Origin of the sequence: Shimazuella soli (assembly GCF_022511585.1) — a bacterium.
Taxonomy (GTDB): Bacteria; Bacillota; Bacilli; order Thermoactinomycetales; family Thermoactinomycetaceae; genus Shimazuella; species Shimazuella soli.
In genome coordinates, this window is the sequence record NZ_JAKWBN010000001.1 from 679,065 (window position 1) to 693,555 (window position 14,491).

At 38.0% G+C, this 14,491-nt stretch carries 10 protein-coding genes; 5 read left to right on the plus strand and 5 right to left on the minus strand.

Annotated features, from left to right (window positions below; translation table 11 throughout):
• Window positions 1-152: 152 nt before the first annotated feature.
• A complete protein-coding gene (locus MK805_RS03695; RefSeq protein WP_240873843.1) occupies window positions 153-3,632 on the minus strand; it encodes a DUF3109 family protein in 3,480 nt (1,159 codons plus the stop codon).
• A gap of 173 nt (window positions 3,633-3,805) precedes the next feature.
• On the opposite strand from MK805_RS03695, the gene MK805_RS03700 reads away from it, so the two are divergent.
• The 4 genes from MK805_RS03700 (at window position 3,806) to MK805_RS03715 (ending at window position 10,999) form a co-directional block, all read left to right on the plus strand.
• Window positions 3,806-5,275: a type I restriction-modification system subunit M gene (locus MK805_RS03700; RefSeq protein WP_240873844.1), complete on the plus strand. Its 1,470-nt coding sequence runs from the start codon at window positions 3,806-3,808 to the stop codon at window positions 5,273-5,275.
• A gap of 4 nt (window positions 5,276-5,279) precedes the next feature.
• Entirely contained in the window at window positions 5,280-6,545 is a 1,266-nt protein-coding gene (locus MK805_RS03705; RefSeq protein WP_240873845.1) for a restriction endonuclease subunit S, read from the plus strand.
• A 22-nt stretch (window positions 6,546-6,567) separates the two neighbouring features.
• A complete protein-coding gene (locus tag MK805_RS03710) occupies window positions 6,568-9,930 on the plus strand; it encodes a DEAD/DEAH box helicase family protein (RefSeq protein WP_240873846.1) in 3,363 nt (1,120 codons plus the stop codon).
• Window positions 9,931-10,519: 589 nt separating this feature from the next.
• Window positions 10,520-10,999, plus strand: a complete 480-nt coding sequence (locus tag MK805_RS03715) for a phosphonate C-P lyase system protein PhnG (protein WP_240873847.1) — start codon at window positions 10,520-10,522, stop codon at window positions 10,997-10,999.
• 206 nt (window positions 11,000-11,205) lie between these two features.
• Here the strand turns inward: MK805_RS03715 and MK805_RS03720 are convergent, their stop codons facing one another.
• Window positions 11,206-12,045, minus strand: coding sequence for an SDR family NAD(P)-dependent oxidoreductase (locus tag MK805_RS03720; protein WP_338057479.1), 840 nt, complete (start codon window positions 12,043-12,045; stop codon window positions 11,206-11,208).
• Between the two features lie 110 nt (window positions 12,046-12,155).
• On the opposite strand from MK805_RS03720, the gene MK805_RS03725 reads away from it, so the two are divergent.
• On the plus strand, window positions 12,156-13,130 hold the full coding sequence (locus MK805_RS03725) for a helix-turn-helix transcriptional regulator (RefSeq protein ID WP_240873849.1): 975 nt from the start codon (window positions 12,156-12,158) through the stop codon (window positions 13,128-13,130).
• A gap of 175 nt (window positions 13,131-13,305) precedes the next feature.
• Here MK805_RS03725 and MK805_RS03730 read toward each other — a convergent pair whose 3' ends face one another.
• From MK805_RS03730 to MK805_RS03740, 3 genes are all read right to left on the minus strand, one after another.
• Window positions 13,306-13,506, minus strand: coding sequence for a hypothetical protein (locus MK805_RS03730; RefSeq protein WP_240873850.1), 201 nt, complete (start codon window positions 13,504-13,506; stop codon window positions 13,306-13,308).
• A gap of 62 nt (window positions 13,507-13,568) precedes the next feature.
• The gene (locus MK805_RS03735; protein WP_240873851.1) at window positions 13,569-13,949 is read right to left on the minus strand and encodes an SHOCT-like domain-containing protein; all 381 of its coding nucleotides are present in this window, start codon (window positions 13,947-13,949) and stop codon (window positions 13,569-13,571) included.
• 12 nt (window positions 13,950-13,961) lie between these two features.
• Window positions 13,962-14,330, minus strand: a complete 369-nt coding sequence (locus MK805_RS03740; protein WP_240873852.1) for a DUF2089 domain-containing protein — start codon at window positions 14,328-14,330, stop codon at window positions 13,962-13,964.
• Window positions 14,331-14,491 lie beyond the last annotated feature (161 nt).

Below are 14,491 nucleotides of genomic sequence, written 5' to 3' on the forward strand. Positions count from 1 at the left end.
AATTAAATATATCAAGAAAAAAGAGTGGATAAGGGATTCAATGTATATATAAGACACGAAATTTGATGTCTTCGAAATCTCTATTAAGAGGGTAATACTTGAGGTAAGAGTATGGGATAAAAAGAGAGTAAAAAAAAGCGGTCGAAGCCGCTCTATTTTTTTATTTTTTGTTTCAAGTATTGTAATTCTTGTTGATAGTGTTTGAACCAACTTATGCCATCATTCTGATGTTTGGCGCAAGGGACAAATTTACTATAGCCAGGGTAGTTTTCATCGATATAATCTGGGTCTTGCTCTTCTCTGGCAGGTGGCCCTGAGATTTTCCCGCTTTTCCATCGAATGGGGAATGACCAACATGCTGTAGGTTTAAACTTCCATGGGTGGAAATCTAATTCTGTAGCTGCTTTTTGCAGGGAGCATAGTCCATTTTCTAAGGCAAACACACAACGTGTTTTCTCAAAGTGAATGGGAAAATGCTCAGAAGTATAAGTATGCGGTTTTACTGCTGTTTTTCTGCCGATTTGAATATTTTGCCAATTTCCATCGACAATGAATTCTTCAGGAAGATGCTGAAAATATTCGGGATATCGGTGAACGGTCGTTTTTAACATTTCTTCCTCATCTTCTAAGAGATACACCCCATCATAACAACAGATCGCCTCACACTTTAAAGCACAACTCCTTATTTTTGGTTCTGTTCCATACTCTTGTTCTAACTGGTGCAAAACATCATGGCGGAAGTGAAGAATAGGTTGAATATATGTTTCCTCCCAATGTTCAAAAGAAGAAAATAATGTATCAGTTACAAGCCTGTCCTTAGCGACTTTTTGGATGGAATCGCGGATGATTTCGGGAAAACCTTTTATACCTTCACATTTTAAAACGGACTCTATCATCTCTAGCATAAGTTGTGCTTTTTCATTTGGAATTACATCTTCCAATTGCAGATATGCTGCGACCGCTTGTGCATATAAGCCTGGAGTAGAGTCTTTTTTGATCGATGTTAGCATTTCTTTTGGATGGGGATGCGTTTTGGCTAAAAACGCAGCAGCTAACAAGGAAAACGTAGCAGCTAAAGAGGACAAGTACTCATATCCTCTGTTATCACATTCCATCTTATAGGTGATTAAATTTGAAATAGAGAGCGGATCACCAAATCTAGCAAGACAAATAGACCGCCAAATTAACCCATAATACAAATCCCAATTGTGCTTGATCTGCTTGGATAGGAGAATTCCTTCTTCGTAATACTGAAACGCTTCTGATAACCGGCCTTGAATCGTTAATATGTTTCCATAACAGATCGCAGCGATATTGTGGGCATTCACCCAATTACTAGCTTTTGCTCTCTTATATACACGCTCTATTTCTTTTTCTGCTTCTGCTAGCTTTCCGATACCCATATATCCATCCGCTAGATTTACGCTGGACAACATCTGATTATAGGTATCATGAAAACCAGAATAAGCTTTTTTACATATAGATGCCTTTTCAACTACTTGCTGATTTAAGTCGACATTATGGCATAAAAGGGAAAACGTATGATGAAAGGAGGCGTTTATCCTTTCGTTATCTTCCAAAAAATCTTGGAAATCTCGTTCCATTATTTTCAATGCTGTAAATCCTTGTTGGTTTTGCCCGGCATAAAAATAGGCATTTACCAATTGTTCATGGCATTTGTATGCTTGATAATCTTTGGTGGAAGATGCCTTCTGGACCGCTTTCTCTGCTAGAGATACAGCTTTTTCGGTGTGAAAGAGCCGTTGATGATATTTGGATTTATATAGAAGACCGAGTAAATCCTGATCTTTTTCGTTATGGAGAAACGTATTCTCTGAGTATAGTTTGATATACTTTTCTTCCAAGTCCACTTCTCCTGCGTCAAAAGAGGCTTTGATGAGGATACTCAACACATATTTGTAGTTTTCATTGGATAGACCGGAGGTGGATATGAGACTATCTCCAACTTCCATACAGCTTTTGAAGAACCCATTTTGCAAACAGAGTTCCAATAACCGGATACCTGCTTGGGTATACAGTTCATGAAGTACAGCTTGTTGGTTACTTTTTTCTACTTGGTAACGAAATTCTTCATAGATCGTAATTTGTTCGTTACTGTCCAGTGTATCAATTTGCGAGGTGGAGATGATTTCTATATAAAATTCCAATAACATCGCCTCAATTTGCGGGCGATGCGGTAAATCTTCCAATATTTCCCTTGCGATTTCATAGTATAAACGACGATTAAAGGATGACATTTCCTCAAAGAGGACATGTTTTTTTACTTTTATGAGATTGTAGGGAGTCTCCAAATGATAAAAATGAGACATATCCACGTAAAATTCGTGCTTGAACTTTTGGATACAGCGCTCTAAAAAAGGTTTGGAAAACTTAATCCCTTGCGCACTGCCCCAAGCAAGCAGCAAGACCTTCTGTATCCCTAAATCCAAAATTTTTTCTCTAGCAATCTCTTTCTTTTTATTAGAGCTAAAATGCAAACGCGACAGTGGGATTTGGAGTTCACCAGTTGCCCCGATAAAACCAGGAGTATTTTTTATCCGCTTGATCGAATCCCATAGCAGCTCTAAGTCCCCGCTGCATTCCATCGCCAATTTTTTCTTCGCTATAGTGCTGATATTACTTAGCTCCATACTAATAATCTGTTCAATATCGCTATTGCGTAACTTTTTCATTTTGATGAGATGGGTTTGGCTGATGTCTTTCGACTGGTTCACCAATGCCCCAAAGTGAGCCAAATTCTCTCCCGTTGAAGTCAAGTTTTGTTCTTTTAAACTAGATCCCCAGCATGTACATAAAATTAAGATCGGCCATTTCTTTTCTTCGCTTGTTTTCACTAGCCGTTTTATGAAGGATAGAGTCAGAGGGTCAGCCCATTGCGCATCATCCACCACAAGGATAAGCGGTAACTTATGTTCCTTTTTATTGGTAGAAAGGATGGCAGAAAAGATCTTCATCGTCTGATCGATAAAAGAGGTGTATTCCTGTTGGGCGAGAATAGCATTGCGATCCCGGTGCTGATTCTCCTTATTGGTCCGCCAATTATTCCACATGTTTCGAAGAGATTCATATGTATTTAATCCGTTATCGAGCCCAGAAAGGATGTCGGAGATAAGTCCCAATGCCGCTCCGCTCCCGGGAAATGCATAATTAATAAAGAGTGAAACTCCATTGCGGATCGCCTTCTTATTATCCTCACTCTGCCGTTTTTTTTCAATCAATCCACCAAGATGAAGCTTGACTTGTTTACGGATTTGATTGAGTGCTGTTGTATGATAACGGCTGTTCCGTTCATCCGTATTGGGACACCGCAAAGCCATCCACAGCCAAGGCATTTCTAGTTCCTTGTTGTTTTCCAGCACATCAAACTCCGGCACAATCGTCATCGTGTGCTTCGTATCTTCTAAGTTATCCGGCCAATAATTGGGGTCATCATCATAGATTGTCAAGTAATGGTACAACTCTTGAATCAACCGAGTCTTCCCAATCCCCGTATCTGCTTCCAATATCACCACATTGGTATTTCCAGCTTTCGTATCTTCATATATATCCAGCAACTTCGCTAGTTCTTTATCCCTGCCGATAAAATCGTTCGATTTAAAGCCCAACTTCATGAAATCACCTCTTTATGCAATAGTTGGCATAGTCAAAATTATAGCATAATAGTTAATCTATTCAGTTATTTCTTTAAGAAGAAAGTCGTTTTTTGAAGATTTATGTAAATTTTCTCTTAATCTATGAATCAACTAAAGGTATAATTAATTTTGCTAGTGAAAGGAGAAAGAATATGATCACAGGTGAATTGAGAAACAAAGTAGATAAAATATGGGAGATTTTTTGGACGGGTGGAATTACCAATCCACTATCAGTTATTGAACAATTTACATATTTGTTATTTATAAAAGGATTAGATGAAGTAGAGACAGCAAAAGAAAAAGATTCTGCTTTAATTGGAATTGAGTATAACGGATTTTTCCCAACAGACCCAGAAGGTAAGAAGGTACGTTGGAGTGTATTTAAGCAACTTGGTCCAGAAGAGATGTTTGAAGTTGTTTCCAAACAAGTATTTCCCTTTATTAAAAATTTACATGGGAAAAAGGACTCTGCTTTTGCCAAATATATGGATGATGCTCTATTTTTGATCCCTACTCCTCAAATGCTATCACGAATTGTCAATGCTATCGACAAATTACCATTAAACAATGAAGAAGATAACAAAGGTGATCTCTACGAGTATTTGTTATCCAAAATATCACAGGCTGGTACAAACGGACAATTTCGCACTCCACGCCATATCATTAAAATGATCGTTGAACTCATGAGACCAACACCAGAAGATATCATCGTCGACCCAGCAGCTGGTTCCGCTGGTTTTTTAGTCGCGGCCGGAGAGTATTTACGCCAAAATCGCAGTGACCTCTTCCTTGTAGAAAGTTTAAAAAATCATTTTAATAATCACATGTTTAACGGCTTTGATATGGACCGGACAATGTTACGAATTGGTGCAATGAATATGGTGCTCCATGGTGTTGGAAATCCCAATATCCAATACAAAGATTCTTTGTCCGAACAAAACAAAGAAAAAGAGAAATACACCTTAGTTCTAGCAAATCCGCCATTTAAAGGTTCTCTTGACTATGATTCCGTTTCACCTGATTTACTAAGTGTAGCGAAAACCAAAAAGACAGAACTTTTATTCTTATCTCTATTTCTACGGATGCTAAAAGTCGGTGGACGTTGTGCAGTCATCGTTCCTGATGGTGTTCTCTTTGGCAGCTCCAAAGCACATAAAGCGATTCGCCAAGAGATCATAGATCGACATAAACTAGAAGCAGTTATCTCCATGCCTAGTGGTGTATTTAAACCATATGCAGGAGTTTCTACAGCTGTTGTTATTTTTACCAAAACTGGTGCAGGTGGTACGGATAACGTTTGGTTCTATGATATGAAACAAGATGGATTTTCGTTGGATGATAAACGAAATGAGATAGAGCAAAACGATATTCCGGATGTTATCAAACGTTTTCATGATTTGGATACAGAGAAGGAACGGAAGCGTACAGAGCAATCCTTCTTTGTCCCAGTGGATGAGATTCGAGAAAATGAGTTTGATTTGTCGATTAATAAGTATAAAGAGATCGAGTATGAAGAAGTAGAATATGATCATCCAAGCGTGATTCTGGAACAAGTGAGAAAATTGGAGAATGACATTGTTCGGGGGATGGATGAATTGGAAAAGATGATAAGTGGGAAGTGATAATATGTCGTTTATAAAAGAATCACTTGGAGAAGTATGCTCTATAAAAGGAGGATATGCATTTAAGAGTACTGATTTCAAAACAGAAGGAATACCAGTTATTAAAATCGCAAATATAGTAAATAAAAAAATAATTTTTGATAAAGATTCTAGTTTTATTTCTTCCTCAGTATTGGAAAACTTTAAGGATTTTTTAGTTAATAAAGGTGATATATTAGTTGCTTTGTCGGGTGCAACGACAGGTAAGTTTGGTATTTATGATTCTGATGAAATTGCCTTGCTTAATCAACGAGTAGCTAAAATTGTACCATTAAATAACAAAATTAATCATAAATACTTATTCTATTGTATGACAGACTTACAAGATAAGGTACTTCAAAAAGCTAATGGAGCTGCTCAACCAAATGTAAGTCCTAAAGAAATATCTGAATTTAGGATACCATTACCATCTTATGAAGTTCAAATGAGAGTTTCTAATGTTATTAGTAAGGCCCAAGAACTTATTGACAAACGAAAAGCACAAATTGAATCATTAGATCAACTTGCAAAAAGTTTATTTTGGGATATGTTTGGTGACCCAGCATTAAATAAAAAGCAATGGATTACAAAAGAAATAGTTAATCTAGTAAAAGAAAGAAAGGATCTAGTAGATGGACCTTTTGGGTCAAACTTAAAGGTAAGTGATTTCAGTGATAAGGGTGTTCGAGTAATTCAAATAAATAACATTGGCGTAAATAGATTTATAGATAAGAATAGAAAGTTTATTACACATGAGAAATTTAGGAGTCTTATTAAACACAATGTTTTACCTGGTGATATAGTGATTGCTAAAATGGGGGAACCATTAGGAAGAACATGTATTATTCCTCAATCTTTGAGTTCTGGAATTATTGTAGCAGATTGTATGAGGTTAAGGCCTAATGTGGAAATAGTAAACAGGAATTACTTAACCTTTTTATTAAATTCCAATTACGTAAAAAATCAATTTAAAAAGCTCTCTAGAGGAAGTACAAGAATACGGTTAAATTTATCAATGTTAAAAACAGTAAAATTAATTCTTCCACCTATCGAACTACAAAACAATTTCGCAAATATTGTCCAAAAAATAGAAGCCCAAAAAACTCTACTCCAACAAAGCCTAACCGAACTAGAAAACAACTTCCAATCCCTAATGCAAAAGGCGTTTCGTGGTGAATTATTTCCAGAAGAAGAGTTAGAGGTAAAACAAGATACCCCTAGTCAAACCCAAGGAACTTTATCTTTTACATAAATCATCAAAAGGAGAGACGGTTTTGTTATCCAACTTTGAATTTCTGCAAGAAAAAAAGTTGTTTGCTAGTTTTGCTGGTGCTTGTTCGGAAGCGGAGCAAAGTATGCATATTAGTCCGGCAACGTGTGCGATACTATCCCGACGAGCGTTGGAGTTAGCGGTAAAGTGGTTGTACGAGCACGATAGTGATCTAAGAGTTCCATATCGAGATAATCTGACTTCGCTCATCCAGGAGCCTACGTTTAAGGCGATCTTGGATGAGAAGATCAGACCTGTTCTTCGTTATGTCGTCCAGTTAGGGAACTCTGCTGTGCATACGAATGTGAAGGTAAGGCGTGATGAAGCGATGGTATCTCTGCATTACCTTCATCAATTTGTTTCTTGGGTTGATTATTGTTATGCAGATCACCATACCGCTGGAAAATTTGATGAGAAGCTTGTCCCTATAGGCGACGAACAGCGGATGACCAAGAGGGAATTACAAGATTTATTTGATCGTCTAAGCTCCAAAGACCGTAAGTTAGAAGAAGTAATCAAAGAAAATGCAGAACTTCGCGAACGAATTACTTCTAAACGGAAAGAAAATACACAAGATTATGATTTCCAAGTCGATCAACTCGACGAGGCAGAAACCCGAAAACGTTATGTAGATTTGGAACTAAAACTTGCAGGTTGGAACTTTGAAGAAGATGTGCGAGAAGAAGTTCGGGTAGAGGGAATGCCCAATCAATCGGGTAAAGGCTATGTGGACTATGTTTTATTTGGTGATAATGGGAAACCGCTTGCAGTGGTGGAGACAAAGAAAACATCTCATGATGCCATCAAAGGCCAACATCAAGCGAAGTTGTATGCCGATTGTGTGGAGAAGCAATTTGGACAGCGACCTGTTATTTTTTATACCAATGGCTTTGAAATGTATATATGGGATTATCCATTTTACCCAGAACGTAAAATTAGTGGCTTTTATAGCAAAGAAGAACTTGATTTATTGATACAGCGTCGAGATCTTCGAAAAACATTGGATACAATTGAAATCAACACAAGTATTACCGAGCGGTATTATCAAAAAGAAGCAATCTTAAGTGTGTGCCAAGCGTTAGAAAAAAAGCAACGAAGTTCGTTGATCGTGATGGCAACAGGTAGTGGAAAAACACGTACCGTCATTTCTATCGTTGATGTATTGGTTCGGCATAATTGGGTGAAAAATGTCCTATTTTTAGCAGATCGGCGTGAATTAGTAAAACAAGCAAAAAACGCATTTTTGGAACATCTCCCGACTTTGCCTTCCTATAGTTTAGTTGATTCCAAAAATCAGCAAACAAAAGCAAAAAACAAAGAAGAAAAAAAAGTAGACGTCGAATCAGCTAATCTCATTTTATCTACTTATGGAACGATGTTGAATAAAATCGATGAGGCGAAACGAAAAGATGGGAAAAAGCTGTTTACGGTAGGCTATTTTGATCTGATTATAGTAGACGAATCGCATCGGAGTATCTACAAAAAATATGGAGCAATCTTTGACTACTTTGATAGTTTATTAGTTGGTCTTACCGCAACTCCGAAGGCAGAAGTAGATTATAATACGTATGAAATTTTCGATCTTGAATCCGGAGTACCAACCTATGCCTATGAATTAGATCAAGCGGTAAAAGATAAACATCTCGTACTTTTTCATCCAATTGAAACAAAATTAAAGTTTTTGGAAAAAGGCATCTGTTACGATGACCTTTCTGATGAAGAAAAAGAGAAGTATGAAGATACATTTGGATCAAGTGATGATATACCAGATAAAGCTTTAAATGATTGGTTGTTCAATGATAACACTATTGACAAAGTAATCGTTGATTTGATGGAACGAGGTTTAAAAGTCGAGGGTGGAGAGAAGTTAGGAAAGTCAATTATTTTTGCCAAAAATAAAAAACACGCTGATCGGATTGTAAAGCGATTTAATAAATTGTATCCAGAGTATGTTGGAGATTATGCTAAAGCCATCGTTCACGAAATACCTTATGTAGATAATATGTTGGAAAACTTCAAAAATCCACAAAAAATGCCCCAGATTGCTGTTTCGGTAGATATGTTAGATACAGGAATAGATATCCCGGAAATCCTGAACTTAGTTTTCTTTAAAAAAGTACGTTCCAAAGCGAAGTTTTGGCAAATGGTGGGGAGAGGTACGCGTACCTGTCCTGATTTATTTGGAGTGGGACTGGATAAAGAGTATTTTCAGATTTTTGATTACTGTAATAATATTGAGTTTTTCCGGGTAAATGAGAAGGGTATTGAAGGAAAAATAGCTCCAAGTTTGAGTGAGCAAATATTTGCTTTAAAAGTCGATATAATTAAAGAATTACAGTCATTGGATTATCAAGAAGAAGACTACATTGCCTATCGTAATGAACTCATCGATGATTGTATTCAACATCTTAACGAACTAAATGAAGACCATTTTCGTGTTCGTCAACAGATTAAAAACATTCATCATTTTAAATATCGAACAAATTGGAATGCATTAACCTCGATCGATGCACATAATTTGAAAAAATTTGTTGCGCCACTCATTCTTACGAATAAAGGGGAAGAACTACAGAAAAGGTTTGATCTCATAACCTATGGTCTCAAGTTAGCTAGATTGCAAGGAGTGAAAAACTTACGAGCTCATCGTGTAATCGAGATTGCAAAGGATTTATCCAAGATGGGCAGTATTCCACAAGTTGTAGAGCAAAAAGAGATCATCAAAGAAGTTCAGACTCCGGAATTTTGGCAAAAAGCAGATATCTTTTCATTAGAAATAGTACGATTATCCATGCGTGATTTGGTTCGGTTTTTAGAAAGAGAGTCCCAACAAATTTTTTATACCAATTTTAAAGATGAAGTCTTAGAAGTACATGAAGGTAAGGAAATTCCAGGAAGCTTTCAATTTAAAGCGTATCACCAGAAAGTAAATGAATACTTACAAGAACATCAAGACTTGCTTCCTATCTATAAAATTCATCACAATAAAGCTTTAACCAAACAAGATATACAGACACTGGAAAAGATTTTATGGGAAGAACTAGGGACAAGGAAAGATTACGAACGAGATTTTGGGAAAACCCCAATTGCAAAATTAGTGAGAAAAACAATTGGTCTAAACCAATTAGCTGCAAATGAAGCATTCTCTGAGTTTTTATCAGATGAACAATTAAATGCTAATCAAGCCCGCTTTGTCAAACTAATCATTGATTATGTGGTGAAAAATGGCTGTTTGGAAAAGAAAGTTCTCCAAGAAGAACCTTTTCGAACACTGGGTAGTATCGTAGAACTATTTAAGGGTAACGAAGAGAAAGTCAGAAGAATTATTTCTACGATTGATTGGATAAATGGAGATCGTGAAAGAGCTTAAAGTGTATACAATCCTACTATAAATATTACTAAATCCCCACAAACAAGAAATTTTTTGTGGGGTAATTTTATATTTCTATTTGAACTTTAACTCACATTATAAGACCTATCAATTAAGTGTTTAGCCTTATTAAAATCATCTTTACTTGAAATCGTAACCACTAAGTCACCTGTGATACGGTTGCCAATATCATGAACATCACGGGTAAAGCCATGTAATCTTTCATTGTTGCAGTTTGGACTAATATGCAACGGTTTCCTATTTTAGCTAATATTGAAAATATAATCACATTATGGTTAGATAAAAGTATGTCTGTTTTGATCTGAGGGAAATATGTGCTCCTCGCTGTGGAACATGATGTTCTCGGCTTGAGTTGAGCTGCATGTTTGCTCGATCGCGTTATCGTGAAAACAGCTGCCTTTGGCAGGAACCAGCGATAGCAGCGCAGGTAGAGGGCTTTTGCTATCCCTGCACAACATTTAACTTTTCGTCTACCTAGGGTAGACACTGTGGACGGTAGCCAGTGTGCCAAGCATCTGGCCGTGTGCGACGTGACTGATCTCCCTTTATTAAAAGGGGGAAATAATGTATGGAAAAACAAACGAAAGTTGTTGACCAACAGTCATGTCAAGAAGTAGAGGGAATAACACACCTGGTAAAAACGATCGAGGCGAAAGATGCCAAAATCGACTCACTGCTCGCTGATAAGAATGAGTGGGAGAATCGGGCACTTGAAGCCGAGGCTCAATTGCAATTGACTGCACAGGAACTCGCTGCAACAAAAGTCGAGTTCCAACAGCAGCAAGCAGCAACAAATGAGTGGGAAAACCGGGCCATCAAAGCCGAGGACGCATTAGCAAAAGCGAACTATGGTAAATGGTGGAAATTAGTGTTACATTGGGTTGGAACGATGATCCTGACAACCATTGTTGGGAAAGCAATCGAAAACGGTTCTACCCAAACAATAAATAAGATCGCACCGCTGTTTCCAGTCGATACGATCTTATCCATCCCCTACGAATACGCGGTTCAGGCCTGGCAGCTAGTAACCCGTATATTCGTAGGTTAACACATATTTGACGGGGGATCGGTCACGTCGCACGCGACCTGATCACCGTCCACACTAATTTTATAAGAAGCAGAGATTACTGTCAAGAAATCTATTGGAATATATTGGTTTACAATGTAATTAGCAACCTTTGCACTATTACCCATACAAAGGCTGCTTTTTTGTTATTAAACTTTCTTTTGAGAGAGTAATGCGTAAAATAGCGACTATATAGTAAATGGAGGAATGTACCGGCCGTCGATGTCCGTAAATCCATATTCCTTTGCTAGATCGCCAACCTTTAACACTTGCCCGCTCTTGTCCATGATTTTTGGATCATTTGCTAAGGCTGTGATAGCACGTCCGATATAATGAGGGCTTTCTGTATTTTTCAATGCATCGATTTCCTGCCAGTGCTGTTCATCCGTTTGAAAGCCTAATAGTACGAGTTCTGTTCTCATCCATCCCGGTGAAACAGCCACTACAGGGATATGATCTTGTTTTAGTTCGATAGACAAGCCGTACGCCATGCGGGTTAGTGCGTTTTTGGCTAGATCGTAATAAAAGGTTCCAGTGTATTTATCTTGATCCCAAAAAGTCGTATGGACAATGAGTCCATGTTGCTGCTCACGGAGTAATGGAATTGCAAAATAATTGGTTGCAAGTTGCGCGCGAACGCCGGCAGTAAACATGGTATCCCATTGTTTTAATGAAAAATCCCAAAAAGGTTTGGCCTTTGCATCACTCCAAAGATCGTGTCCGCCCCATACGTTATTCACTAAGATATCGAGCTTGCCTTGTTCGCTGCGAATTTGGTTTATCACTGCTTCTGTTTCTGCGTCATTGGTATGATCACAACGAACAGCGATCCCTTTCCCGCCTGCTTCTTCTATTTGGGAGACGGTATCATCAATTGTTCCAGGCCAGTTGTTTGTGGAAGATCCTTTGCTACTGCGTCCCGTAACATAGACGGTTGCTCCCGCTTTCCCTAATTCGACAGCAATACTGCGCCCTGCTCCTCTGCTTCCTCCTGTTACAAGAGCAATCTTTCCCTCTAATGGCTTCATGTAGTCAATCCTTTCAAGTGAGATAGCTTCATCATAACGAAGAATTCTTGACAACTTGTGTCATATTTCATTAAATATATACACTTCATCTCTATAAAAAGGAGAGTAGTATGAGAGGCGATCGACTGATATCTATTCTTTTGTTATTGCAGTCACAAGGCCAAATGACAGCCAGAGAATTAGCAGAGCGATTAGAGGTTTCCGAACGAACGATTTACCGAGATATGGAGGCCTTAAGCGGAACGGGTATTCCTGTTTTTGCAGAGCGTGGCAAAAATGGCGGCTGGTCATTACTAGAAGGTTACCAGACAAATTTAACAGGCTTAAAAGAGTCCGAAATACAAGCCTTACTTGTTTCCCCATCGGTACAATTGCTTGACGATCTGGGTTTAACTCATTCTTCTCATGAAGCCAGAAACAAACTTATTGCCTCGCTGCCTTTTCGTTATCGAGAAAGTGCCAATGAGGTATGGAATCGAATTCATGTGGATACAAGTACATGGCGGCAGCAGCGAGAAAAAATCGAGTCATTTGAAGTCCTGAAAAACGCGATATGGAAAGAAAATAAATTAGAATTACATTATCAGAGGGCAGACGGAAAAACGAGTATTTTGCTTGTAAAACCCTTGGGATTGGTAGCCAAAGGGAACCGGTGGTACTTTATCGCTTCTAAAGATAATGATGAGATTCGAACTTACCGAGCATCACGGATTCAAGCAGCGAAACCTGTAAAGGAAACATTTGAAAGACCAAAAGACTTTGATCTAGCGGGGTATTGGAGGGATGCCGTAAAAGACTTTGTAGAAAACTTGCCAAAATATGAAGTGCGGGTGGCGGTCAGTCCGTCTATCTTACCGAGACTGACATTTACCGATCGATTTGTGCAAATGGTGGAAAGGGAAGATAGAAATGAGGATGGTTGGATATCTGTGAAGCTTTCCTTCAACACCGAAGAGGAAGCAAAGGGGTATATATTAGGGTTTGCAAATCAAATGAAAGTACTGGAGCCTAGAGAATTACATGATAAAATTGTTGAGATGGCTGAAGCTGTTGTGGCGTTTTATAAACAAGGGGAGTTTAAATAAAACATAAATGAAATGGAACGGAATGTATCTTTATCAAACAGACAACTGTTGTAAACTGCCAACACTTGAAATGACACAAATGAACGGCAATAAACTGTACCTTATCGTATGAAGGGTACAGTTTTATGTTGGCTGCCTGCTGTATCTTACTTGATTGTTCTTCCGAAAATCGCTCCTATAAGCGAATGACTACTCCATTCCCATCTTTATCTTCGATATCGACTATTGTTACACCCTTATATTTCTTTAGTTCGGAGAGGACAGGCTGAAGAGTCTGCTTGTCCAACAAAGGAATAGGGAAGGTGATGTTTTTTGTTCCTTTGTTTATCGCTCTCCAAAGCCATTTGCTGCAAAGAACCAAGCTTAATAGATGCAATGTGGAATATGGGAGAGGGATGGTATAGCGTTTTTTTTCCGCTCGAATGACTACCTTTATCATTATTCGATTACAACTAGCACAGTGTCATTATTCGCAGAGGTAATATCTACAATTTGTCCTTCTGCTTCGTTTTCTATGGCATGGATTAACAAATCCATATCGATCTCTTTCACATATTTTTCGGACTCGGGGAATTTTTCTGCGATATGATGACCTGCTTTTAGTATTGTTTTCACAAGATTAAGCGGTATGTTGATGTTCACTTTGTCCCCCTCAGCAGAATTGACTCTGATTCTCAGCATTTTTTTCAAATAGCTTGCATGAGACGAAGCGTTTGAAGGTTTTTCATCCTTTAGCAATTCGATCAGTTCGGCACCTTTTTCCGCTGTGATTTTCTCCTCTTGTACCATTGTCAATATTTTAGCGATCTCTTCTTTCATCTTGGCTCACTCCTATCCTTTTTTTAACATCTCCACTGCTTCTTCTGGGCTGATATCCCCTTTTTCCAGTAAAGAGACGATTTCTTTTTTGTTTACATCATCTTGTTTCTTTTGTGGTGAATGTCCTAAAACCGCTATAATTTCATCCAATTTTCCACGGACGGTAGGGTAGGAAATACCTAACGCTTTTTCCACTTCTTTGATATTGCCGCGGCAGGTTAAAAAGATTTCAATAAAGTGAAGCTGTTCTTTTGCTAAGGTAGCTAATTTGGAAAGCTGAAATTCATTTTCGATCGTAGTGTGACAGTGTGTACACTGTAGACGTGTGATTTGCAGCTGCTGACTGCAAACCGGGCAAGTAGTAATCATTGGAAATGCCATATCGGTTCTCCTTTCTTATTCACATTATATAACGTAATATTGATAATATCAATATTAAAATTGATATATTTAATTATTTTTATTCATTTGATTAATTTTGTTGTTAATCGGATGAACGACATCTGATTTGCTGTCCTGATTTTCAAATCTAAACCTTCATT

What these genes read in the sequence shown, in the direction of transcription:
- MK805_RS03695 (WP_240873843.1), bottom strand. Translation starts at nt 3,632, where the DNA reads ATGAAGTTGGGCTTTAAATCGAACGATTTTATCGGCAGGGATAAAGAA.
- MK805_RS03700 (WP_240873844.1), top strand. Translation starts at nt 3,806, where the DNA reads ATGATCACAGGTGAATTGAGAAACAAAGTAGATAAAATATGGGAGATT.
- MK805_RS03705 (WP_240873845.1), top strand. Translation starts at nt 5,280, where the DNA reads ATGTCGTTTATAAAAGAATCACTTGGAGAAGTATGCTCTATAAAAGGA.
- MK805_RS03715 (WP_240873847.1), top strand. Translation starts at nt 10,520, where the DNA reads ATGGAAAAACAAACGAAAGTTGTTGACCAACAGTCATGTCAAGAAGTA.
- MK805_RS03720 (WP_338057479.1), bottom strand. Translation starts at nt 12,045, where the DNA reads ATGAAGCCATTAGAGGGAAAGATTGCTCTTGTAACAGGAGGAAGCAGA.
- MK805_RS03725 (WP_240873849.1), top strand. Translation starts at nt 12,156, where the DNA reads ATGAGAGGCGATCGACTGATATCTATTCTTTTGTTATTGCAGTCACAA.
- MK805_RS03735 (WP_240873851.1), bottom strand. Translation starts at nt 13,949, where the DNA reads ATGAAAGAAGAGATCGCTAAAATATTGACAATGGTACAAGAGGAGAAA.
- MK805_RS03740 (WP_240873852.1), bottom strand. Translation starts at nt 14,330, where the DNA reads ATGGCATTTCCAATGATTACTACTTGCCCGGTTTGCAGTCAGCAGCTG.